The following is a 22,262-nucleotide window of genomic DNA, read 5'->3' on the forward strand; positions in this document are numbered from 1 at the left end:
TTTTACACGCCCTTTTTACAGCTAATGCTTCCGGACCTGCTTTTCAATAAGATAAAGTGCAAAATACAGCAGCATCGCAATGATGCAGAGGATCACAATGGACATCAGGACCCATGTAAGCCTGAATGTCTGGCTTCCGTAAATGATCAGGTATCCCAGGCCTTTTCGGGCACCGATAAATTCTCCGATGATCACGCCCACCAGGCAAAGCCCGATGTTGACCTTCATCACACTCAGGATAAGAGGAACGGAGGAGGGCAGGACGATCTTCAGAAGCTTTTCCTTTTTGTGTCCCCCCAGAGTTTCGATCAGCTTCAGCTTTTCCGGATCTGCCTGGCAGAAGCCGGAGTACAGATTGATAACGGAACCGAAGATGGCTACAGACATGCCGGCGACCACAATGGTACGTTCGTTGGCACCAAGCCATACGATCAGAAGAGGGGCCAGAGCTGATTTCGGGAGACTGTTCAGTACCACCAGACATGGCTCCAGAATCTGTGCGATCCGTCGGGAGCACCAGAGAAGTACTGCGGTTCCTACACCCAGGATCACAACAAAAAAGAAACTGACAAGAGTTTCTGCCAGTGTCACGGCAATATGTGCAAACAGGGACTGATCCCTGCACATGGAAAGAAAGGTCTCTGCGATCAGGGAAGGACTGCTGAAGATAAAGGAATCGATCCATCCAAGATCAGAGGATATTTCCCAAAGTCCCATAAACAGGACAAAAAGAAGTATCCGTGCAGCCAGGATAATGTGTTTTTCTTTTTTCTGCCGTGCAAGATATTGTTTCTGCTGTCTGGAAATTTCAGGCATTTTCATTGAGCTCCTTCCATATGATGTTAAAATATTTCTTAAAATCCGGAGCATTTCTGGAGGAGAGGGGAGTGCGGCCGCTGATATCCAGATCGATATCAATGATCTTTCGTACAGTGGCAGGACGCGCAGAAAGGATCAGTACCCGGTCGGCCATGCTGATGGCCTCTGAGATATCGTGAGTGACCAGGATCGCAGGCTTGCCGGAGCTTTTGAGGATTTTCCCGATATCATCACTGACATTTAAGCGGGTCTGGTAATCCAGTGCAGAAAACGGTTCATCCAGAAGAAGGAGCTCTGGTTCCAGCACCAGGGTCCGGATCAGCGCAGCACGCTGACGCATTCCGCCGGAAAGCTGGGAAGGGCGGGCATCACGGAAACGGTCCAGACCGTAGGTCTGAAGAAGGGCTTCTGCATGTGCCAGCTTTTCGGGTGTGAGCTCTTTTCGGATCTCCAGGCCGAGAAGGATGTTTTTGTAGATGCTCCGCCATTCCAGAAGATGATCCTTCTGGAGCATATATCCTACGGCGGCACTGCCGGAGGATACCGGCCGGCCTCCCAGAGTAATGGAACCGTGCTCCGGAGTGAGCAGGCCGGCAATGAGATTCAGAAGAGTGGATTTTCCGCATCCGGAAGGTCCTACAATGGACAGGAATTCACCGGGCATCAGGTCAAAGGATATATGAGAAAGGGCGGGTGTCTCACCGGACAAGGTGTGATAGGAGAGACACACGTCCCGCACTTTCAGGACAGGATTCATGGATGTTGCCTCCTTTTCGTAGATAATGGTATAATATTATCATATGTCTGAAACAGGAGAAGGCCAATGGCAGAGATGTATACTCCGATGTCTGCCTGAAAACAGTCATAGAGAAAGGAATTACAAACATTGAATAAGAGAAATTACCAGAAAGAACTGGATAAACTGATCGAAAGAAACCAGAAAGAAGGGAAAACTCCCAGACTTTTTCTGCATGCCTGCTGTGCGCCATGCAGCAGCTATGTGATGGAATACCTGTCGCAGTATTTTGAGATCACGATATTTTTTTATAATCCAAATATCGCACCGGAGGAGGAATATTCACACCGTGTGGCTGAGATCCGCCGCCTGATCGGGGAAATGGAATTTATCCATCCGGTAACTCTTATGGAGGGCCGGTATGACCCGGGGGAATTTTATGAGATGGCAAAAGGCCTGGAAGATGTTCCGGAAGGCGGCGAGAGGTGCTTTCGGTGCTACCGCCTGCGGATGGAAGAGGCGGCAAAACTGGCGAAGGAGGGAGGATATGATTATTTCACCACAACCTTAAGTATCAGTCCTCTGAAAAATGCACAGAAGATCAATGAGATCGGTGAGGAACTGGCAGAAATCTATAAGGTGCCACATCTGACTTCAGATTTCAAGAAAAAGAATGGCTACAAGCGTTCTATTGAACTGTCTCATGAGCATGCTCTGTACCGGCAGAATTACTGCGGCTGTGTATTTTCAAAGAAAGAAGCCATGGACAGAGAACGGCTGGTTACTGAGAACCGAGTGAACAGTAACAACGGCTGAAGACAGCAAACGTATAATTATGAAAAACTTTGCATTTTTATAAAAATATGTTACACTAACACAGAAAAGTGCAGACGTCCGGGAGACGGATCTCATGTATGTCCGGAGAAGACAGTTCTGCCGCAAAAAAGAAAAGTGAGGAAGAATTAATATGGCACAGTTATGGGGAGGCCGTTTCACAAAAGAAACGGACAAGCTGGTTTACAATTTTAATGCATCCATTTCTTTTGATCAGAAATTTTACAGACAGGATATCCGAGGAAGCAAGGCACATGTTGCCATGCTTGCAAAGCAGGGGATCCTGACAGAGGAAGAAAAGGAGCAGATCACAGAAGGACTGGACGGTATCCTTGCAGACGTGGAAGCAGGAAAGCTGGAGATCACAGCTGAGTATGAGGATATCCACAGCTTCGTGGAGGCGAATCTGATCGAGCGTATCGGAGACGCCGGAAAGAAGCTTCATACAGGAAGAAGCCGTAATGACCAGGTAGCTCTGGACATGAAGCTTTATGTCCGCGACGAGATCGATGAGACAGATAAGGAGCTGAAGGACCTTCTTCTTGCCCTGCAGAAGATCATGGAAGAGAATGTTCACACCTACATGCCGGGATTTACCCACCTTCAGAAGGCACAGCCGGTAACTCTGGCACACCATGTGGGCGCATATTTTGAGATGTTCCGCAGAGACCGTGACAGACTTTTTGATATCCGTAAGAGAATGAATACCTGTCCGCTTGGAGCGGGAGCACTGGCAGGAACCACTTATCCGCTGGATCGTGCCTATACTGCAGAGCTTCTCGGCTTTGATGCACCAACCAGAAACAGTATGGATTCCGTATCTGACAGAGATTATGTCATTGAGCTTCTCAGTGCATTTTCTACGATCATGATGCATCTGAGCCGCTTTTCAGAAGAGATCATTCTGTGGAATTCCAATGAGTACCGTTTCGTTGAGATCGATGACGCATACAGCACAGGCAGCAGTATCATGCCGCAGAAGAAGAATCCGGATATCGCAGAGCTTGTTCGTGGAAAAACGGGCCGTGTTTACGGAGCGCTGACATCTATTCTTACAACCATGAAGGGAATCCCGCTTGCATACAACAAAGATATGCAGGAAGACAAGGAGCTGACCTTTGATGCCATCGACACCGTAAAGGGCTGTATCGCCCTGTTTACCGGCATGGTTTCCACTATGCAGTTCAACAAAGCCAACATGGAGGCAAGTGCAAAAAGAGGCTTTACAAACGCCACAGACGCAGCAGACTATCTGGTCAACCACGGTGTACCGTTCCGTGATGCTCACGGCATCGTCGGAAGACTGGTCCTTCTCTGTCTGGATAAGGGAATCTCTCTGGATGAGCTTCCGCTTTCCGAGTACAAAGAGATCAGTCCTGTGTTTGAGGAGGATATTTATGAGGCCATCAGTATGAAGACCTGCGTGGAAAAACGTGTGACTTTGGGAGCACCGGGACCGGACGTGATGGAGCAGGTGATCGCTCAGAATAAAGAATATCTTGAAAAAAATTAAGATAATGCTTGCATTTTCGGAAAAATTGGTATAGTATTTACAGAAAAGACAAATGTGTGCCATAGAGGGACACGAGATGAGGAGAGTTTTATTATGAGTGAAAAGCTTAAAGTCGGTATTTTAGGTGCAACTGGAATGGTTGGTCAGAGATTCATTTCTCTTCTGGAGAATCACCCGTGGTTTGAGGTGGTTACTGTAGCTGCAAGCCCGAGAAGCGCAGGTAAGACCTACGAGGAGGCTGTAGGCGGCAGATGGAAAATGGATACTCCGATGCCGGAGGCAGTAAAGAAGCTGGTTGTTATGGATATTCACGAGGTTGAGAAGGTTGCAGCTACTGTTGACTTTGTATTTTCCACGGTTGATATGACTAAGGATGAGATCAAGGCGATCGAGGAAGAATATGCAAAGACAGAGACACCGGTTGTGTCCAACAACAGCGCACACCGCTGGACACCGGACGTTCCGATGGTAGTTCCGGAAATCAATCCGGAGCACTTCGAGGTTATCGAATTCCAGAAGAAACGTCTCGGAACAAAACGCGGCTTTGTAGCTGTTAAACCGAACTGCTCTATCCAGAGCTACGCTCCGGTACTTACCGCATGGAAAGAGTTCGAGCCGTATGAAGTAGTTGCCACTACATACCAGGCTATTTCCGGAGCAGGAAAAACCTTCAAGGACTGGCCGGAGATGGAGCACAACATCATTCCGTACATCGGTGGTGAGGAAGAGAAGAGTGAGAAGGAGCCATTAAGACTCTGGGGCAAGATCGAGGACGGCGTGATCGTTCCGGCTACCACACCTGTCATCACATGCCAGTGTGTACGTGTTCCGGTCCTCAACGGACATACAGCAGCTGTATTCGTTAAATTCCGCAAGAAACCTACCAAAGAGCAGCTGATCCAGAAGCTGGTTGAGTTTAAGGGACTTCCGCAGGAGCTTGAGCTTCCAAGCGCTCCGAAGCAGTTCATCCAGTATCTTGAGGAGGACAACCGTCCGCAGGTACAGATGGATGTAAACTATGAGAATGGAATGGGAGTATCTGTAGGACGTCTTCGTGAGGATACTGTTTATGATTACAAGTTCATCGGACTTTCCCATAACACAGTAAGAGGTGCCGCAGGCGGAGCGGTTCTCTGTGCAGAAACTCTGAAAGCGAAAGGATATATCCAGGCTAAATAAGAACTGGATCCTTTACAGGAAATAAAGAAAATCATCAGGAACGGGATATCGGTTTTTCCGGTGTCCTGTTTTTGCGTATGTGGAAGGAACAAAGGAGATATGCGCAGAAAAGTAATTACTACAGTTGTGACATTTTCCACAACCACGGCTGCCATGAAAATGGAAAGAACGGCCAAGGAATCCGAATTTCCGGGAAGGCTGATCCCGATCCCTTCAGAGATCAGTGCCCAGTGCGGACTGGCATGGAAATGCGTGGAGCAATCAGAGGAGGAAACAGAAAATTTCCTGAAAAAAAAGGAACTGGCCTGGGATGGCATCTATCGTGTTCTGGTATAAAACGGATATTGTTTGTTGTATGTAACAAAACGGAAATTTTTGAAAATTTTCGCATTTTTATTGTTAAATAATTAGTAAAGTGTTACAATATAACAAGCAGATTTCCGGAAAGCGTGTTGCTGTGAACAAAGAAGCAGCAACAAAGTGCCACGCTTGCTAAAAATATGTGGAGGTGCTATTTATGAACAGGGAGGATGTAGAGAAACTGTCAACCGCTGCGAAGGGTAAGATAAACTTACTGAACAGCAATTTCGGAAAATACTTTATGCGGGCGATCATGGCCGGATTTTTTATTGATGTGGCGATGATCTACAGTAACGTTGTTGGAAATGTATTTTCCAAGACATTCCCGGAATGGGGGAAATTCCTTGGAGCCATCGTGTTCTCTATTGCGGTCCTGCTGATCGCAATGGTAGGAGGAGAGCTGTTTACCGGTAACAATCTGGTAATGGCTTTTGGTGCGTATGACAAGAGCGTATCATGGAAAGATGTAGGCAAGGTCTGGGGAATCAGTTACATCGGCAATTTTGTGGGATGCCTGATCCTGGCGCTGATCTTTGCAGGTGCCGGAGCGTCCGGTACAGCAGATTATTTTGCTGGATTTATAAACGGAAAACTGAGTATTCCGGCAGGACAGATGTTTTTCCGTGCGGTACTTTGTAATTTCTTCGTCTGTCTTGCTGTTCTCTGCGGCATTAAGCTGAAGAGTGAGTCAGGCAAGTTCCTGATGATTGTGATCTGTATTTCAGGTTTCGTTGTCAGCGGATTTGAGCATTGTATTGCAAATATGGGTATTTTTACAGTTGCATTCTGTATGGTGCCAGGATTGTCTGTCGGCGCTATGCTTAAAAGCATGGTGATCGTAACACTGGGAAATATAGTTGGCGGAGCTGTGCTTCTGGCATGGCCGCTTAGAAAGATGAGTGCAGATAAATAGTATGGCAAAGGCTTTATACATAGCGGAGAAGCCCAGCGTGGCACAGGAATTTGCGAAGGCTTTGAAGATCAACGGTCAGAGAAAAGACGGATATCTGGAATCTGATGATTCTGTGGTAACCTGGTGTGTAGGACACCTGGTTACCATGAGCTATCCCGAAAAATATGATATCAAGTTTAAAAGGTGGAGTTTTGATACCCTGCCTTTTTTGCCGCGCGAATTTAAATATGAAGTGATCCCCGGGGTCAAAAAGCAGTTCGAGATCGTAAAAGGACTGCTGAACCGGCCGGATGTGGATACCATTTATGTGTGTACCGACTCCGGACGTGAGGGTGAATATATCTACCGTCTGGTAGCCCAGATGGCAGGAGTAAAGGGGAAAGTCCAGAAACGTGTGTGGATCGATTCCCAGACAGAGGAAGAGATCTTAAGAGGGATCCGTGAAGCGAAGGATATCTCGGAGTATGATAATCTGGCAGCATCTGCGTATCTCCGCGCAAAGGAAGATTATCTTATGGGAATCAATTTTTCCAGAGTTCTGACCTTGCGCTACGGAAGCAGTGTCACCAATTATCTCCATTCCAAATATCAGGCCATTGCAGTTGGGCGTGTGATGACCTGTGTTCTTGGCATGGTGGTGCGGAGAGAACGGGAGATCCGTGTCTTTGTGAAGACACCGTTTTACCGTGTCCTTGGCAGCATTGGACTTGCAGGCGAAAATTTTGACGGTGAATGGAGAGCTGTGGAAGGCAGCCGGTATTTCCAGTCCCCGTATCTTTATAAAGAAAACGGCTTCAGGAAAAAAGAGCATGCACAGATGCTGATCGATCAGCTGATGGTGAACCAGCCCCTTTCCTGTATTGTGGAAAAGGTGGAACGAAAAAAAGAAAACAAAAATCCGCCGCTTCTTTTTAACCTGGCGGAGCTTCAGAATGTGTGCTCAAAGCTGTTTAAGATCAGTCCGGACGAGACACTCCGGATCGTACAGGAGCTTTATGAGAAGAAGCTGGTGACTTATCCGAGAACGGATGCCAGAGTTCTTTCCACGGCAGTGGCCAAGGAGATATACAAGAATATATCCGGTCTTCGAAATTATCAGCAGGCCGGTGCTGCGGCGGCAGAGGTTTTGGGGATGGAATCCTGGAAAAGCATTGCAAAGACCAGATATGTGAATGACAAGCAGATCACAGACCATTATGCGATCATTCCTACCGGTCAGGGATTGAATGCGCTTGGAAGCGTGTCTCTTACTGCGCAGCGTGTGTACGAGACTATTGTACGGAGATTTTTGTGTATTTTTTATCCGCCGGCCGTTTATCAGAAGGTGAGTCTTGTGACGAAGCTGGATGGCGAGGCATTCTTTTCATCCTTTAAGGTTCTCAAAGAAGAAGGCTATCTGAAGACCGCCACGAATTCTTTTTCGCGGAAAAGGGCTTCAGACAGTGAGAAAAACAGAAATGGAGAGGAAGACGAGGTTTCCTGTGATACTGTGCTCCTGGAGGCGTTGCAGAAGCTGAAAAAGGGTGATATACTTCCTGTGAACGGTTTGAGTATCAAGGAGGGTGAGACTTCACCGCCCAAACGATACAATTCCGGTTCCATGATCCTTGCCATGGAAAATGCAGGACAGCTGATCGAGGATGAGGAGCTTCGAGCCCAGATCAAGGGAAGCGGGATCGGCACCAGTGCTACCCGTGCCGAGATCCTGAAGAAGCTTTTTAACATCAAATATCTGGCACTGAACAAAAAGACCCAGGTGATCACTCCAACGCTTCTTGGGGAAATGATCTTTGATGTGGTAAATTGTTCTATCCGGCAGCTTCTGAACCCGGAGCTTACGGCAAGCTGGGAAAAGGGGCTCACCTATGTGGCAGAGGGCAGCATCACGGAACAGGAATATATGGACAAGCTGGAGCATTTTGTGCGGGTACGTACCCGGCAGGTGGAGGCAAGCAATTATCAGTATAACCTGCGGCAGTTTTTTGATGTGGCCGCTGTAAACTACAGGAAGCCGGAGCGAGCTTCCAGACAGGGAGGAAAGAGATCATCATGATGAAAGATTTTACTATCAGCAATATGCTGGATCTGAATGAGACCATTGCAGCAGAGCTTTTTGAGGGAAAAACCTATCCGTGGGAGGTTCTTCCGGAGATCGGAGATTTCATTATTAAGCTGGGAAAAACACTGGATTCTTCTGAATATGAGGAGAAGGGCGAAAATGTATGGATCGCAAGATCTGCTACAGTTGCGCCGACTGCAAGTATCACCGGACCGGCTATCATTGGCAGAGACGCCGAGGTGCGCCACTGTGCGTTTATCCGCGGCAAGGCTATCGTTGGTGAGGGCGCAGTTGTGGGAAATTCCACAGAGCTTAAGAATGCAGTGCTGTTTAACAAGGTTCAGGTTCCTCATTATAATTATGTTGGAGATGCTGTGCTGGGATATAAGTCCCACATGGGTGCCGGATCGATCTGTTCCAACGTAAAATCAGACAAGAAGCTGGTTGTCGTAAAAGACGGGGATGAAAAGATCGAAACCGGTCTTAAGAAATTCGGAGCGATGCTCGGGGATCATGTTGAAGTCGGATGCGGTTCTGTGCTGAATCCCGGTACTGTGATCGGACGGAATTCCAATATTTACCCGCTGTCACCGGTACGTGGATGTGTTCCGGCGGATTCCATTTATAAAAATGCAAAAGAGATCGTAAAGAAAAAATAAGAAACATATTCTTCTGGACACGCATTTAAGCTGCACTTTTGAGAAAGTGCAGCTTTTTTTGATGGGGTGATGGATGCAACAGTATTGGTCGTGGAAGGATGAACCGACCGGGAGCGGGCGGGATTAAGATAAAAACAAAAGCTGTCGAAGTATGACCAGTCCTATAATATGGACTGGGTAAAACCAGTAAAAGAAATATTTTGCTGATTTTCCGCGGATGAAGCCTCTTTTTCCATTGTACAGGTTAATGGACAGAAAGGCAAAGGAGGCTCTCCATTCATAGTAAAGCCAGCAGCTTCCGAGGATTGCCTGGCCTGGCTTATCGTTTCGCATATAGTACATGATCAGCAGGAAGATATACCCCCGCCATCCATAGTCTGCTTTCAGAAAAATGGAAACAACAAGCAGTCCCAGGATGCAGAGAAGCTGCATCGAAGGTCTGGCCTGGAAATATTCAATGGCACAAAAGGCCAGATATCCGAGGAAAAGCGTAAAAAACACATTTTGTCTTTCGTAACGCAGCGTATTTGTAAACATCAGATTCCACGGAATTTCTGAGAGCAGCGCAAAAAGAAGGAGATTTCTTCCATAGAGGAACCGGCTCCGTGTATGACGGAAGCCTTCCAGCAGGAGAAAACAGAAGATGGGAAAAGCAGCTCTTCCGATATCGCGGAAAATAAGATATACAGTATATTCTCTGCCGAAAAGTGTAAACAGGATTTTCTGTGCAGGCTGATACATACTGAGCAGCACAGCTCCGATATGATCGATCAGCATGGTGATGATCGCGATCATCTTCAGAGCGCTTCCGCTGAGAATGCGGTATTTTTCTGGAAAAACAGAATCCACAGATGCATTCATGAAAAATATACCTCCAAGGTTAAACTTGCTAATATATTATCACATACATACAGTAGTTGCCAGAAATATTTGACAGTTAGGCATGCAATACTGCCGGAATAACTACCAATATTATGCGTTTTATGGCAAAATTTTATCAAATATGACTGGACGAAACAACGGTTTTGTGAGAAAATAGCGATAGGGTGTTATCGAACTTTTTTTCTCAATAACATCGGTCAATCTATACTTGAAAGGAGTTTTAAAATGATTTATTCACGCGAAGTAGAAGAAATGTGTCCAGTGGCACAGGGCGTACATCATGGTGCCGCTCCGATCCCGGAAGAAGCAAAATGGGTTCAGGCAAAAGAAGTAAAGGATATCTCCGGATTTACACACGGTGTTGGCTGGTGTGCTCCGCAGCAGGGTGCTTGTAAGCTTTCCCTTAACGTTAAAGAGGGAATCATCCAGGAGGCACTTGTTGAGACAATCGGATGTTCAGGAATGACTCACTCTGCAGCTATGGCTTCTGAGATCCTTCCAGGACTTACCGTTATGGAGGCACTGAACACAGACCTTGTATGTGATGCAATCAATACAGCTATGAGAGAGCTTTTCCTTCAGATCGTTTACGGACGTTCCCAGTCTGCATTCTCCGAGGACGGACTTGCAGTAGGCGCTGGTCTTGAGGACCTTGGAAAAGGACTTCGTTCTCAGGTTGGTACAATGTATGGAACTCTGAAAAAAGGACCTCGTTACCTTGAGATGGCTGAGGGTTATGTTACAGGTATCGCTCTTGACGAGAACGATGAGATCATCGGATATCAGTTCGTAAGCCTTGGAAAAATGACTGACTTCATTAAGAAAGGTGATGACCCGAACACAGCATGGGAGAAAGCAAAGGGTCAGTACGGCCGTGTTGCAGATGCTGTTAAGATCATCGACCCAAGAAAAGAGTAATTACACTTCGTAAGGTGAAAATATCAGGAGGTTACAGGAAATGGCTTTATTTGAATCATATGAGAGACGAATTGACAAGATCAATTCTGTTTTAAACAGCTATGGAATCGCTTCTATCGAAGAAGCTGAGAAAATCACTAAAGACGCAGGACTGAACGTTTACGATCAGATCAAAGGCATTCAGCCGATCTGCTTCGAGAACGCTTGCTGGGCTTACACAGTAGGTGCAGCTATCGCGATCAAAAAAGGCTGCAGAAGAGCCGCTGATGCAGCTGCAGCTATCGGAGAAGGTCTTCAGGCTTTCTGTATCCCGGGATCCGTTGCAGACACACGTAAAGTAGGTCTTGGACATGGAAACCTTGGAAAGATGCTCCTTGAGGAAGAGACAGACTGCTTCTGTTTCCTTGCAGGACATGAGTCTTTCGCAGCAGCTGAGGGTGCGATCGGTATCGCTGAGAAAGCAAACAAGGTTCGTAAAAAACCTCTTCGTGTTATCCTGAACGGTCTTGGAAAAGATGCTGCTCAGATCATCTCCCGTATCAACGGCTTTACATATGTAGAGACAGAGTATGATCCATATAAGAACGAGGTTAAGGAAGTATTCCGTAAATCCTATTCTGAGGGACTTCGTGCAAAGGTTAACTGCTACGGCGCTAACAGCGTTCCGGAAGGTGTTGCGATCATGTGGAAAGAGGGCGTTGACGTTTCCATTACAGGAAACTCCACAAACCCGACTCGTTTCCAGCATCCGGTAGCAGGAACATACAAAAAAGAGTGCAACGAGAAAGGTAAAAAATACTTCTCCGTTGCTTCCGGCGGTGGTACAGGACGTACACTTCATCCGGACAACATGGCAGCAGGTCCTGCTTCCTATGGTATGACTGATACACTTGGACGTATGCATTCTGACGCTCAGTTCGCAGGATCTTCTTCCGTACCGGCTCACGTAGAGATGATGGGTCTTATCGGCGCTGGAAACAACCCGATGGTTGGTATGACAGTTGCTGTAGCTGTTTCCGTACAGGAAGCTGCTGACGCTGGCAAATTCTGATTTCAGATAACGAAAAATAGTGGGAAAGGCTGTAAACCTTAGGGTCTATGGCCTTTTTCTTTTTGCTCTGAAATAGAACAAAATATTCTCAAAAAGTGTGAAAAAACAGCAATAGCGAACACGTAGCTAACATTTTTGGGGAATTTATGAAATATTTTTTGGAGAAATTCATAAAATAAATCAAAGCGGCAGGGGAGATACTGAGAATATTTATGGAAGCGCTTGTGGATTATATTAAACCGGAATTGCTGATCACAGCGATCGCTTTGTATTTTATGGGGATCGCACTGAAGGAGGCTCAGGCTGTGAAGGACAAATATATTCCGCTGATACTGGGGTGTGCAGGGATACTTATATGCGGAATTTATATTTTTGCTACCTGTTCCTGTAAAAATGCACAGGATATTGCAATGGCAGTATTTACATCCACGACACAGGGAGTCCTGGTGGCGGGGCTTTCTACATATGTGAACCAGCTGATCAAACAGCTGGAAAAAGATGAATAATGGATTTTGTAAGGTAGTTTCAGATACTTGCAGCAGCTGCAGGAATTTATGCGCCAGAAGAAAGCCGTTCAGAACAGGATGCAGGTAATTTGCGGAAATGCCATAATTGAGAGTAGGAGAAAATATATCATAAAAAGGAAGGATACATCATGCATGAGCAGATGTATCCTTCCTTTTTGAATTGGTTATTTATGCATTTTTCAGTGCCTGATCCAGATCTTTGATAATATCATCTACATTTTCGATACCAATGGAAAGACGGATCATTCCGGGAGAAACTCCTGCTTCAACCAGCTGCTCGTCGTTCATCTGACGGTGAGTATGGCTGGCTGGGTGAAGGACCATAGTGATGGAAGCAGCAACATGAGTTGCGATGGTGGCAAGCTTCAGACTGTCCATAAAACGGACTGCTGCATCACGGCCACCGGTCAGTTCAAAGGAGATAACGCCGCAGGTACGGCCATCCTTCATATATTTCTGAGCCAGTGTGTGATATTTATCCTCTGGAAGTCCTGCGTAATTTACATGAGAAACCTTTTCGTGTGCGTTTAGGTATTCTGCGATCTTCTGGGCGTTGGAGCAATGGCGTTCAACACGCAGTGGAAGCGTTTCCAGGCCGAGGTTCAGAAGGAAACAGTTCATCGGAGACGGAATAGAGCCCAGATCACGCATCAGCTGGGAAGTAGCCTTAGTGATGTAAGCTTTTTTTTCAAACTGCTTTGTATAGACAACACCGTGATAGGATTCATCCGGCTCTGTCAGACCGTGATATTTATGGCCATAGGCATCCCAGTCGAAGTTACCGCTGTCGACAATGGCACCGCCTACCTGAACGGCATGCCCGTCCATATATTTGGTGGTGGAGTGGGTAACGATATCTGCACCCCACTCGAAGGGACGGCAGTTTACCGGTGTGGCAAAGGTGTTATCCACAATAAGAGGCACGCCGTTCTGGTGTGCAACGTGTGCAAATTTCTCGATGTCCAGGACGACCAGAGCCGGATTGGCGATGGTTTCTGCAAAGAGAACCTTTGTGTTCGGTTTAAATGCGGCAGCAATCTCTTCTTCTGTTGCATCGGTATCAACAAAGGTGCAGTCAATGCCAAGCTTCTTGAAGGTGACGGCAAGAAGGTTGAAGGTTCCTCCGTAAATGGTAGAAGCGGCAACAACGTGATCGCCTGCCTCACAGATATTAAATACTGCGTAGAAGTTGGCTGCCTGTCCGGAAGAAGTCAGGATCGCAGCAACACCGCCTTCCAGATCTGCGATCTTTGCAGCTACGGCATCGTTGGTCGGGTTCTGGAGACGGGTGTAAAAATATCCGTCTGCCTTCAGATCAAATAATTGGCCCATTTCGTCAGTGGTGTCATATTTGTAAGTAGTGCTCTGATAGACAGGAAGTGCACAGGGCTCGCCCTTGGATGGGGTATAGCCGGAGTGGATACATTTAGTCTCTAAATTATAGTCGCTCATAGGGATAAGTCCTTTCTGCTGTGTTTTTCGTATGAATTTAACCGAATCAGGGAAGCCTGCCTGCGTTTCAGGGATTTCTGAGAGAAGCTTTGATCCTTAAAGTTCGGTTAAATAAAGTATGAAAAATGCATTTGTGTATTTTAAATAAAACTACATATAAGTATAACTCTTTATGTGTTGAAATACAATAATATTCTACATAAACTCTACTAGGGTATAAGGGAAATGAAATATTGCGTTCTGGTGCACATAATAAAACGCTATATGATCAACGTTTATAATAAGCATAGTAAGTCATTTTATAGATGCGAAAATGTGAGTGAATGCCGAAAAAAATACTGTAAAACAAACAGAATATGTGAATGGAGTAACAAATAGTGAAAATCGCATAAAAACAAAATGGAAATTTTGTACAAAAAAGACATTGCGTTCACGTGCACAAAATGATAATATAACATCATCAAAAAGAACACAAAAACAGAAAACAATAAAAAATGAACGGAGGAATTTAAAATGTTAAGAGTAGGAGTTATCGGATGCGGCGGAATGGGAAGAGATCATATCAGAAGACTGACAGAGAAGATCCAGGGAGCAGAAGTAGTAGCTGTTTCCGATGTATTTGAGGAAAGTGCCAGGAAAGCAGCCGAGATCTGCGGAGCAAAAGTCTATGCAGACAGTAAGGAGCTCATCAATGCAGAAAACGTAGATGTAGTATTTATCGTATCTCCGGGCTTCGCACATGTAGATTCTCTTCTTCAGGCGATCGAGGCCGGCAAGAGGATTTTCTGTGAGAAACCATTATGTACAACTGCTGAGGACTGCCTGAAAGTAGTAAAGGCAGAGGAGGCAGCCGGCAAACATCTCATCCAGCTTGGATTTATGAGACGCTACGACAAGGGATATCAGCAGATCAAGGAAGCACTTGCAACCGGAGAATACGGCGAGCCGCTGATCCTTCACTGTACACACAGAAATCCGGAGGTAGGTACCAATTACAATACACCAATGGCTGTGCACGATACCGCAATCCATGAGATCGATGTCCTTCACTGGCTTGTAGATGATGAGTATGAATCAGCACAGGTAGTAATGCCAAAAGTGACGAAATATTCCCACTCTGAGCTGAAGGATCCGCAGATCATGATGCTCCGTACTAAAAAAGGTGTATGCATTGATGTAGAAGTATTTGTAAACTGCAAGTTTGGATATGACATCAACTGTGAAGTTGTATGTGAGGACGGTGCACTGAAAATGGCACAGCCGGCTTATCCGTCTATCCGCAAGAATGCGGCAGTGTCCACTGCTATTGACACAGACTGCTTCGTAAGATTTAAAGACGCTTATGATAAAGAGGTTCAGGACTGGGTTGATAACGCAGAGGCAGGAGTGATCACAGGACCGAATGCATGGGATGGATACCTGGCAGCGATCACAGCAGATGCTCTTGTAAAAGCGCAGGAAACCGGACAGATCGAGAAAATCGTTTCAGCAGTTGAGAAGCCGGAATTTTATAAATAAATATATTTTACGAGCTCCACCTCATCAAGTGTGAATTATCATACCAACTTATTGCTACAGACTTCCCCAATGAGTCTGCGGCGGCAGTTACCGGCAGGATCCGATTCCGCTTCGGCTTTGTTGAAACTGCAGTGGAAAACCTGCCGGTGAGATTAACTGGAAAAATTGGCTGAAAAGTAAAAACATATGGAGGGTATTGAAGATGAAATTAGGATTTAATGAAGCAACTGCACTGGAATGTAAAGGACAGTCTCTTATGGCAGACCTGGAGATGTGCGAGAAATATGGTTTTGATTATATTGAGATCCGCTTTGACTGCGTAAAGGACTATCTTAAAGAGCATACACTGGAAGAACTTGCAGACTGGTTTAAGAATCATCATCTGAAACCATGGGCATACAACACTCTGATCTTCTTTAACCAGAGAGATGAGGCAGGGGAAAAAGAGATTGACGAAGAAGTTGATTTTATCCTGAAGGTTTCCAAAGCGATCGGAATGAAAATGCTGATCACCGTTCCAAGCTTTGATGTAAAAGACAAATCTGTCAGTGAGATCAAAGAAGAAGCAGTTGCACGTCTTCGTTATCTTTCCGATAAGGTTGGCGCGGATATGAAGATCTCCTTGGAGTTCTGTGGTGCACCGAACTGCTCCATCAATCAGTTTGGAACAGCCTATGATGTGGTAAAAGCAGTAGACAGAGATAATGTAGGCGTTACCGTGGATACCTTCCATTTCCATGAGATGTGCTCCCGCCTTGAGGACCTGAGAGCTGCTGATGGCAAGAAGATTTTTGCATACCATTTAAATGACTGTGAGGATCTTCCGCTTGGCTCCTGCGGAGACGACAAGAGACTGTGGCCGGGTGAGGGTGTTGTAGATCATGCAGGAATCGCAGCTGCACTGAAGGAGATCGGTTTTGATGGCGTTTGCACCATCGAAGAGTTCCGTCCGGAATACTATGCAATGAGCCATGAGGACAACGTGAAAAAGGCTGCGGAAGTTACCAGAGACTTTGTGCAGAAATATTTCGGATAATTCATTCAGAAAGGTCCGACCTTAAACCGATAGGAGGTAGATACTATGGCTGGTAAGGGAATCCCTGAATTGTTGAATTACAAGCAGAAGGGGAAAGACTTGAATGAATTCATCAAGGTTCCGTTGTCGGAAAAGCTGGCATACTGTTTTGGTGATCCGGCACTGACCTTGATGTATACCATGACTACAACTCTGCTGATCTATTTTTATACCAACGTTGTTGGAATATCAGCAGGTGCGGTAGGAATGATCATGCTTTTGTCCCGTGTTTTTGATGGATTTTCCGATGTGCTGATGGGAACTATTATCGACCGGACTCATTCCAAGTATGGAAAAGCCAGGATCTGGATCTTAAGACTTGCGGTTCCTTATGCGCTGGCAGCGGTGCTTTTGTTCACCATGCCGCCAATGGGAAATATGGGAAAAATCATCTATGCTTTTGTTACCTATAATATCATGAATACGGTTGTATACACTGCTATCAGCCAGCCATTCCATGCACTGGGATCTCTGATGAGCCGTGACCGTCGTGAACGTGATGTGATCTGTAACATCCGCATGGTATTGTCGATCACAGCAAGTATGATCATTACTGCGTTCACACTGCCACTGATCAATATCGTAGCGAATATTACCGGCAATCAGCAGATGGCCTGGATCCTAGTAACTGCCGGCTATGCGATCATTTCTGTCGGTGTACTTGTGAATACTTATATGGTCTGTACAGAGCGTGTTTCTGCAGCAAAACAGGAAAAGGAAGATATTCCTTTTGTGGAAGCATTTAAAGCAACCGTTACCAACCGGTATTTCCTTATCGCTCTGGGGCTGATGATCTTTTATACCGCATATCAGATCATTATCGGAACGGACCTTACCTATTACTGCCAGTATGTACTCGGAAATGTAGACCTCGTCATGCCTCTTTCCGCAGCTGAGAAACTGGCAACTGTGGCAGGAATTGCCCTTCTGCCGAAGGTGCTTCCCCGATATGGAAAAAGAAATCTCATCTGTGCCGGCTGCATCCTGGGCGTTGCAGGACAGCTTCTGTTCCTGATGAATATTACCAGTGTTTCGCTTGGTGTTGTAACCTGTATCATGAGAGGTATCGGAATCGCCCCATTCTATGGTGTGCAGTATTCTCTTCCAAGCGATGCTATTGAGTATGGCCAGTGGAAAACAGGCAAGCGTGTGGAGGGTCTGATGTTCTCATCTATGAGCATGGGTCAGAAAGCCGGTTCCGGACTGACTTCTGCTATTATGGGAGGAATTCTTTCGGCGGCATACTTTGACGGAACAAAGGCGACAGCGGCAGAGCAGTCTGCAGAGGCAATCCGCGTGATCAAGGGATTTTATCTGTATGTTCCGATAGCAATCTGGGTAGTGATGTTTGTGATCGCAGCATGCTACCAGCTGGACAAAGTTTATGACAAAATGATGCGTGAACTGATCCAGCGAGAATCGGGAGAGGAAAGCGGCTCTGTGCCGGGCGAGATCCAGTCCATGCCGTTACCGGAAGCTTCCGGAAACCGGATCAACGTGGCAATTGGAAGACTGTATGGCAGCAGTGGAAGAAAGATTGCCGAGGGTGTTGCAAAAGCACTGGACTGCAAGGTTTATGATCGCCAGATCATCTGTCTTATGGCAGAAAAGTTCGGTATGGAAAAAGCAGATCTGGAAAGTGTAAGGCAGTATCTGGATTCCTACAATTATGAGGATTCTGAGCTTACATTTTCCCCGTATGGACATTCATCGGCAGGTGCGGCAGCAGATTATACAGGTGTTCAGATGTTTGAGGTGCAGAGCCGGATCATTCGTGAGCTTTCTGAGAGAAGACCAGGTGTATTCCTGGGAAGATGTGCCAACTATGTGCTTCGTGGAGAGCCGCATACATACAGCTTTTTCGTTTATGCAGATGATGCTTACCGGGAAAAAGAGGGCCAGGAATATTATAAAGGCCAGTCTCTTGGAGAACTGAAGAAACGTGATCAGATCCGAAATGAATATTATGAGAAGTTTACCGGAATCCGCAGAGACGATCCCCATTATTACGATATGGTGATCAATGTATCCAAAACAGGTGTAGCCGGAGCGGCCAGCCTGATCCTGGATTATATCCGGAATAAAGAAGAGGAAAAAGGAGGGAATGCATCATGAAGATTGCATTTGACGTAGATGTTCTTGCGAAACAGATGGATATCAACCGTATGGTCCATCAGGTGGCGGACTGGGGATATAAATATATTGAACAGTCTCCGCATCCGAGGATCAATCCGTTCTATAAGCATCCGTTATTTTCAAAAGAATGTGAACAGGAATACAGACAGGCTCTTAAAGAGACTGGCGTTGAGATTTCGTCCTTTATCGTGGTGTATCGCTGGTCTGGTCCGACGGAGGAACAGAGACAGTTTGCAGTTGCAAACTGGAAACGAATGATCCAGATCGCCGGAGATATGGGAGTGAAGGTTATCAATACAGAACTTTCGGGTGATCCGAACCAGCAGGAAATCTGCAATGGAATGTGGTTTAGATCCATGGAGGAATTGCTTCCGCTGATCGAGCGTGAGGGTATCCGTGTGGAGATCCAGTCTCATCCTTATGATTTCTGTGAGCTGAATAATGAGACCTGTGATATGGTGAAATCCTTCCGTTCTCCAAACCTTGGTTATGTGTATTCTTCTCCTCATGGCTTCTTCTACGATGAGGGCAAAGGAGATGTGCGGTCCATGCTGAAATATGCGGGAGATGAACTGACCCATGTACTTTTTGCGGATACCTTTAACCAGACCATGGACTGCAGATACATTTTAAATCCGCCGTGGCTGAATGGCCGTGGAAAAGCGGATGTGACGGTGCATCAGCATCTTGCAATGGGTGAGGGTGATGTGGATTTTGATGGTATTTTTGAAACATTGAGAGAAATGGATTTTGCCAGCAAGCAGCTGAAACCGGATGCACCGAAAGCCGGCGGCGATAACATTGCCTGCGTTTCCATGTTTGGTTTTCCGGAAAAGATGGATAAGCAGGCACCGGAAGCAAGAGAGAGGATTGAGAGAGAACTGCTGGGGAAATGATCGGGTGATTGCGGCAGATCAGAAAGAAAACTGTAATAAATGAGCAGCTGACAGTACGCAGAACGGTGAATAAGACTGATAAAATAATGAATGTGTGCAGAAACACGGTTTCCAGGATGAAAGTTTCATTGTGGAAACCGTGTTTTTTGATGTCTTTCTTTACAAAAAAACTTTACATATATCAAACAACTGTCTTGTCACATGTAAAGGACTGTGGTATTATGTGTAAGATGTTTTGAAAAAAGTTACATGATAATAAAAAAGCAGATCAGAAGCATCTGCATAATAAAGACTAGTACAGCGAAAATTAAGTTTCTGCTATATTGACGCAGCAGATGAAGAAATCAGACAAGTCAATATGGCGGTTACTTAATATTCGCTGTACTAGAAAGCAAAAGCAGGAACTCAAAAAAGAAATCCTGCAGGAAAGGTGAAAGATAATGACAGTTGCAGAAGAAATCCAGAAATTAAAAAAAGAAAAAGATGCCATCATCCTTGCACACTACTACGTGCGTCCCGAAGTGCAGGATGTAGCTGACTATATAGGAGATTCCTTTTATCTTAGCAAGATCGCAGCCAGCGCAAAAGAGAAGACGATCGTGTTCTGTGGAGTAGGATTTATGGGAGAGAGTGCCAAGATCTTAAGTCCGGATAAAACTGTTCTGATGCCTGCCATGGATGCAGACTGTCCGATGGCTCATATGGCAACAGAAGAAGGCATCCGCAAGGTGCGAGAGGAGTATGACGATGTGGCAGTTGTCTGTTACATTAATTCCACAGCAGCATTGAAGGAGCTTTCTGATGTATGTGTTACTTCCGCAAATGCAGTAAAGATCGTAAAAGCGCTTCCGAACAAAAACATCTTTTTTATCCCGGACAGAAATCTTGCACATTTTATTGCAGAACAGGTTCCTGAGAAGAACTTTATTTATAACGAAGGTTTCTGTATTGTCCATGAATTTATGGATCCGGAAGAAGTAAAAGCAGCAAAAGAAGCGCACCCGGATGCACTGGTTCTGGCACATCCGGAATGTCCTCAGACAGTTCTGAAACAGGCTGATTACATCGGAAGCACATCCGGAATCATTAAATATGCACAGGAAAGTGACAATAAAGAGTTTATCATCTGCACAGAATGTGGCGTTCAGTACAAGCTGGAAACTACCTGCCCGGATAAAAAATTCTACTTCACAGAAACCGTACCGGTTTGCAAAAACATGAAAAAAGTATTTCTGGAAAAAGTTCTCCACGTTCTGAAAACCGGGGAGAATGAGGTTCATGTAACAGACGAGACACGTGAAAATGCGAAGAGGCCGCTGGAGCGGATGCTAGAACTGGCAAAATAAATAAAACACATTTGTATAAAAGATTTGTCTGAGTTGGCTGAAAAGAGAAATCAAGACAGAGAGGCGAAAAGCAATGAGAATTAAAACAGACGTAGTGATCGTGGGAACAGGTGTTGCAGGTATGTTCAGTGCCTTGAAGCTTCCGCGGGACAAAAAGATCGTGATCATCACAAAAGAGGATATGAGGAGTAGTGATTCTTTCCTGGCGCAGGGGGGAATCTGTGTGCTTCGTGATGAAAACGATTACGACAGCTATTTTGAAGACACCATGAAGGCAGGACATTACGAAAACAGAAAAGAGTCGGTAGACATTATGATCCGAGGCTCCAGAGATATCATTAATGATCTTGTCGGATATGGCGTGGATTTTAAGATGGATGGAGATGATTTTGCCTATACAAGAGAAGGTGCACATTCCAGACCGAGGATCCTTTATCATGAGGATATCACAGGAAAAGAAATTTCCGAAAAACTGCTCCAGCAGGTCCTGAAGCTTGAAAATGTAACAATTCTGGAATATACTACCATGCAGGATATTCTTGTGGAAAATGGCAAATGTACAGGCCTGAAGGCAGTTTCCGCAGAAGCGAACAGGGCACGTCTTGAAGCTATGGAAGCCGGAAAAGCAGTGAAAACCCAGGAAGAGATCCAGCCGGGCGGAGAGATCCAGGTAGAGATTTATGCACAGGATACGATCCTGGCCAGCGGCGGGATCGGAGGAAGATATGCGCATTCCACCAACTATCCGCATCTTACAGGGGATGCTCTTGATATTGCAAAAAAACACAATGTGCGTCTGGAACATCTGGATTATGTGCAGATTCATCCGACAACGCTGTATTCCAAGAGACCGGGCCGCAGATTCCTGATCTCAGAATCGGTTCGAGGAGAAGGTGCAGTACTTTATAACAGCAAAAAAGAGCGTTTTGTCAATGAACTTCTTCCAAGAGATGTAGTAACAAATGCGATCCGGGAAGAAATGAAAAAAGAAGGAACAGACCATGTATGGCTTTCCATGGAAAATATTGATAAAGATACGATCCTGAATCATTTTCCGAATATTTATCAGAGGTGTCTGGAAGAAGGCTATGATGTGACAAAAGAATGCATCCCTGTTGTTCCTGCTCAGCATTATTTCATGGGCGGTATCTGGGTGGATTCTGACAGCAAGACCAGCATGGACCAGCTTTATGCAGTGGGAGAAACTAGCTGCAACGGTGTACATGGCGCGAACAGACTGGCAAGTAATTCCCTGCTGGAGAGCCTTGTATTTGCAAAACGTGCAGCCAAAGCAATCTCAGCAGAAAAGAAAAGTGCTGCAGGTGCGGCATAAATGCAGCCGGAATATAAATATCCGTATTATGAAAGACAGGAGTAGCCTTGCTTTGG

The 22,262-nt window shown here is 45.7% G+C and carries 20 protein-coding genes; 16 read left to right on the top strand and 4 right to left on the bottom strand.

The window, feature by feature from the left end; genetic code table 11:
- Nucleotides 1–21: 21 nt before the first annotated feature.
- Both LKD46_RS04845 and LKD46_RS04850 read right to left on the bottom strand, forming a co-directional pair.
- Complete coding sequence (locus tag LKD46_RS04845; RefSeq protein ID WP_227573912.1) at nucleotides 22–816, bottom strand: ABC transporter permease; 795 nt, start codon at nucleotides 814–816, stop codon at nucleotides 22–24.
- The gene (locus LKD46_RS04850) at nucleotides 809–1,576 is read right to left on the bottom strand and encodes an ABC transporter ATP-binding protein (RefSeq protein ID WP_227573894.1); all 768 of its coding nucleotides are present in this window, start codon (nucleotides 1,574–1,576) and stop codon (nucleotides 809–811) included. Before LKD46_RS04850 ends, LKD46_RS04845 begins: the two co-directional genes overlap by 8 nt.
- A gap of 129 nt (nucleotides 1,577–1,705) precedes the next feature.
- Here LKD46_RS04850 and LKD46_RS04855 point away from each other — a divergent pair, with 129 nt between their 5' ends.
- From LKD46_RS04855 to LKD46_RS04885, 7 genes are all read left to right on the top strand, one after another.
- The gene (locus tag LKD46_RS04855) at nucleotides 1,706–2,371 is read left to right on the top strand and encodes an epoxyqueuosine reductase QueH (protein WP_227573895.1); all 666 of its coding nucleotides are present in this window, start codon (nucleotides 1,706–1,708) and stop codon (nucleotides 2,369–2,371) included.
- 151 nt (nucleotides 2,372–2,522) lie between these two features.
- Complete coding sequence (gene argH, locus LKD46_RS04860; RefSeq protein ID WP_227573896.1) at nucleotides 2,523–3,902, top strand: argininosuccinate lyase; 1,380 nt, start codon at nucleotides 2,523–2,525, stop codon at nucleotides 3,900–3,902.
- Between the two features lie 93 nt (nucleotides 3,903–3,995).
- Nucleotides 3,996–5,081 (top strand): aspartate-semialdehyde dehydrogenase, encoded by a 1,086-nt coding sequence (gene asd / locus LKD46_RS04865; RefSeq protein WP_227573897.1) that lies wholly within the window; start codon nucleotides 3,996–3,998, stop codon nucleotides 5,079–5,081.
- Between the two features lie 99 nt (nucleotides 5,082–5,180).
- Nucleotides 5,181–5,417, top strand: coding sequence for a putative Se/S carrier protein (locus LKD46_RS04870; RefSeq protein WP_015525721.1), 237 nt, complete (start codon nucleotides 5,181–5,183; stop codon nucleotides 5,415–5,417).
- 181 nt (nucleotides 5,418–5,598) lie between these two features.
- On the top strand, nucleotides 5,599–6,354 hold the full coding sequence (locus tag LKD46_RS04875) for a formate/nitrite transporter family protein (protein WP_110102060.1): 756 nt from the start codon (nucleotides 5,599–5,601) through the stop codon (nucleotides 6,352–6,354).
- Between the two features lies 1 nt (nucleotide 6,355).
- The gene (locus LKD46_RS04880) at nucleotides 6,356–8,407 is read left to right on the top strand and encodes a DNA topoisomerase (protein ID WP_110102059.1); all 2,052 of its coding nucleotides are present in this window, start codon (nucleotides 6,356–6,358) and stop codon (nucleotides 8,405–8,407) included.
- The gene (locus LKD46_RS04885) at nucleotides 8,404–9,072 is read left to right on the top strand and encodes an LbetaH domain-containing protein (protein ID WP_110102057.1); all 669 of its coding nucleotides are present in this window, start codon (nucleotides 8,404–8,406) and stop codon (nucleotides 9,070–9,072) included. The genes LKD46_RS04880 and LKD46_RS04885 overlap by 4 nt, the downstream gene beginning before the upstream one ends.
- 123 nt (nucleotides 9,073–9,195) lie before the next feature.
- On the opposite strand, the gene LKD46_RS04890 is transcribed toward LKD46_RS04885, so the two are convergent.
- Nucleotides 9,196–9,933: a TraX family protein gene (locus tag LKD46_RS04890; protein ID WP_110102055.1), complete on the bottom strand. Its 738-nt coding sequence runs from the start codon at nucleotides 9,931–9,933 to the stop codon at nucleotides 9,196–9,198.
- A gap of 246 nt (nucleotides 9,934–10,179) precedes the next feature.
- Here LKD46_RS04890 and LKD46_RS04895 point away from each other — a divergent pair, with 246 nt between their 5' ends.
- The 3 genes from LKD46_RS04895 (at nucleotide 10,180) to LKD46_RS04905 (ending at nucleotide 12,429) form a co-directional block, all read left to right on the top strand.
- Nucleotides 10,180–10,872, top strand: a complete 693-nt coding sequence (locus LKD46_RS04895; protein ID WP_015525726.1) for an iron-sulfur cluster assembly scaffold protein — start codon at nucleotides 10,180–10,182, stop codon at nucleotides 10,870–10,872.
- A gap of 40 nt (nucleotides 10,873–10,912) precedes the next feature.
- The gene (locus tag LKD46_RS04900) at nucleotides 10,913–11,923 is read left to right on the top strand and encodes a GGGtGRT protein (RefSeq protein WP_015525727.1); all 1,011 of its coding nucleotides are present in this window, start codon (nucleotides 10,913–10,915) and stop codon (nucleotides 11,921–11,923) included.
- Nucleotides 11,924–12,135: 212 nt separating this feature from the next.
- The gene (locus tag LKD46_RS04905) at nucleotides 12,136–12,429 is read left to right on the top strand and encodes a phage holin family protein (protein ID WP_015525728.1); all 294 of its coding nucleotides are present in this window, start codon (nucleotides 12,136–12,138) and stop codon (nucleotides 12,427–12,429) included.
- A gap of 189 nt (nucleotides 12,430–12,618) precedes the next feature.
- On the opposite strand, the gene LKD46_RS04910 is transcribed toward LKD46_RS04905, so the two are convergent.
- Nucleotides 12,619–13,902 carry an O-acetylhomoserine aminocarboxypropyltransferase/cysteine synthase family protein gene (locus LKD46_RS04910; protein ID WP_110102053.1) on the bottom strand — a complete coding sequence of 428 codons (1,284 nt, stop codon included), beginning with the start codon at nucleotides 13,900–13,902 and terminating at the stop codon, nucleotides 12,619–12,621.
- Between the two features lie 513 nt (nucleotides 13,903–14,415).
- Here LKD46_RS04910 and LKD46_RS04915 point away from each other — a divergent pair.
- The 6 genes from LKD46_RS04915 to LKD46_RS04940 all read left to right on the top strand — a co-directional run bounded on the left by LKD46_RS04915 (nucleotide 14,416) and on the right by LKD46_RS04940 (nucleotide 22,206).
- The gene (locus LKD46_RS04915) at nucleotides 14,416–15,420 is read left to right on the top strand and encodes a Gfo/Idh/MocA family protein (protein WP_110102051.1); all 1,005 of its coding nucleotides are present in this window, start codon (nucleotides 14,416–14,418) and stop codon (nucleotides 15,418–15,420) included.
- Nucleotides 15,421–15,622: 202 nt separating this feature from the next.
- A complete protein-coding gene (locus LKD46_RS04920) occupies nucleotides 15,623–16,456 on the top strand; it encodes a sugar phosphate isomerase/epimerase family protein (RefSeq protein WP_021651116.1) in 834 nt (277 codons plus the stop codon).
- A 45-nt stretch (nucleotides 16,457–16,501) separates the two neighbouring features.
- The gene (locus LKD46_RS04925) at nucleotides 16,502–18,610 is read left to right on the top strand and encodes a cytidylate kinase family protein (protein ID WP_110102049.1); all 2,109 of its coding nucleotides are present in this window, start codon (nucleotides 16,502–16,504) and stop codon (nucleotides 18,608–18,610) included.
- Nucleotides 18,607–19,527 (top strand): sugar phosphate isomerase/epimerase family protein, encoded by a 921-nt coding sequence (locus LKD46_RS04930; RefSeq protein ID WP_015525733.1) that lies wholly within the window; start codon nucleotides 18,607–18,609, stop codon nucleotides 19,525–19,527. The genes LKD46_RS04925 and LKD46_RS04930 overlap by 4 nt, the downstream gene beginning before the upstream one ends.
- Before the next feature lie 440 nt (nucleotides 19,528–19,967).
- A complete protein-coding gene (nadA, locus tag LKD46_RS04935; protein ID WP_021651119.1) occupies nucleotides 19,968–20,873 on the top strand; it encodes a quinolinate synthase NadA in 906 nt (301 codons plus the stop codon).
- Between the two features lie 73 nt (nucleotides 20,874–20,946).
- Nucleotides 20,947–22,206: an FAD-binding protein gene (locus LKD46_RS04940; RefSeq protein ID WP_118368564.1), complete on the top strand. Its 1,260-nt coding sequence runs from the start codon at nucleotides 20,947–20,949 to the stop codon at nucleotides 22,204–22,206.
- Nucleotides 22,207–22,262: the final 56 nt, after the last annotated feature.

This window comes from Blautia fusiformis, from assembly GCF_020686995.1.
GTDB lineage: Bacteria > Bacillota > Clostridia > Lachnospirales > Lachnospiraceae > Blautia_A > Blautia_A fusiformis.

Excerpts from the sequence above, each read along its gene's own strand:
- LKD46_RS04845 (WP_227573912.1), bottom strand. The coding sequence starts at position 816 with ATGCCTGAAATTTCCAGACAGCAGAAACAATATCTTGCACGGCAGAAA.
- LKD46_RS04850 (WP_227573894.1), bottom strand. The coding sequence starts at position 1,576 with ATGAATCCTGTCCTGAAAGTGCGGGACGTGTGTCTCTCCTATCACACC.
- argH (WP_227573896.1), top strand. The coding sequence starts at position 2,523 with ATGGCACAGTTATGGGGAGGCCGTTTCACAAAAGAAACGGACAAGCTG.
- asd (WP_227573897.1), top strand. The coding sequence starts at position 3,996 with ATGAGTGAAAAGCTTAAAGTCGGTATTTTAGGTGCAACTGGAATGGTT.
- LKD46_RS04870 (WP_015525721.1), top strand. The coding sequence starts at position 5,181 with ATGCGCAGAAAAGTAATTACTACAGTTGTGACATTTTCCACAACCACG.
- LKD46_RS04875 (WP_110102060.1), top strand. The coding sequence starts at position 5,599 with ATGAACAGGGAGGATGTAGAGAAACTGTCAACCGCTGCGAAGGGTAAG.
- LKD46_RS04880 (WP_110102059.1), top strand. The coding sequence starts at position 6,356 with ATGGCAAAGGCTTTATACATAGCGGAGAAGCCCAGCGTGGCACAGGAA.
- LKD46_RS04885 (WP_110102057.1), top strand. The coding sequence starts at position 8,404 with ATGATGAAAGATTTTACTATCAGCAATATGCTGGATCTGAATGAGACC.
- LKD46_RS04890 (WP_110102055.1), bottom strand. The coding sequence starts at position 9,933 with ATGAATGCATCTGTGGATTCTGTTTTTCCAGAAAAATACCGCATTCTC.
- LKD46_RS04895 (WP_015525726.1), top strand. The coding sequence starts at position 10,180 with ATGATTTATTCACGCGAAGTAGAAGAAATGTGTCCAGTGGCACAGGGC.
- LKD46_RS04900 (WP_015525727.1), top strand. The coding sequence starts at position 10,913 with ATGGCTTTATTTGAATCATATGAGAGACGAATTGACAAGATCAATTCT.
- LKD46_RS04905 (WP_015525728.1), top strand. The coding sequence starts at position 12,136 with ATGGAAGCGCTTGTGGATTATATTAAACCGGAATTGCTGATCACAGCG.
- LKD46_RS04910 (WP_110102053.1), bottom strand. The coding sequence starts at position 13,902 with ATGAGCGACTATAATTTAGAGACTAAATGTATCCACTCCGGCTATACC.
- LKD46_RS04915 (WP_110102051.1), top strand. The coding sequence starts at position 14,416 with ATGTTAAGAGTAGGAGTTATCGGATGCGGCGGAATGGGAAGAGATCAT.
- LKD46_RS04920 (WP_021651116.1), top strand. The coding sequence starts at position 15,623 with ATGAAATTAGGATTTAATGAAGCAACTGCACTGGAATGTAAAGGACAG.
- LKD46_RS04925 (WP_110102049.1), top strand. The coding sequence starts at position 16,502 with ATGGCTGGTAAGGGAATCCCTGAATTGTTGAATTACAAGCAGAAGGGG.
- LKD46_RS04930 (WP_015525733.1), top strand. The coding sequence starts at position 18,607 with ATGAAGATTGCATTTGACGTAGATGTTCTTGCGAAACAGATGGATATC.
- nadA (WP_021651119.1), top strand. The coding sequence starts at position 19,968 with ATGACAGTTGCAGAAGAAATCCAGAAATTAAAAAAAGAAAAAGATGCC.
- LKD46_RS04940 (WP_118368564.1), top strand. The coding sequence starts at position 20,947 with ATGAGAATTAAAACAGACGTAGTGATCGTGGGAACAGGTGTTGCAGGT.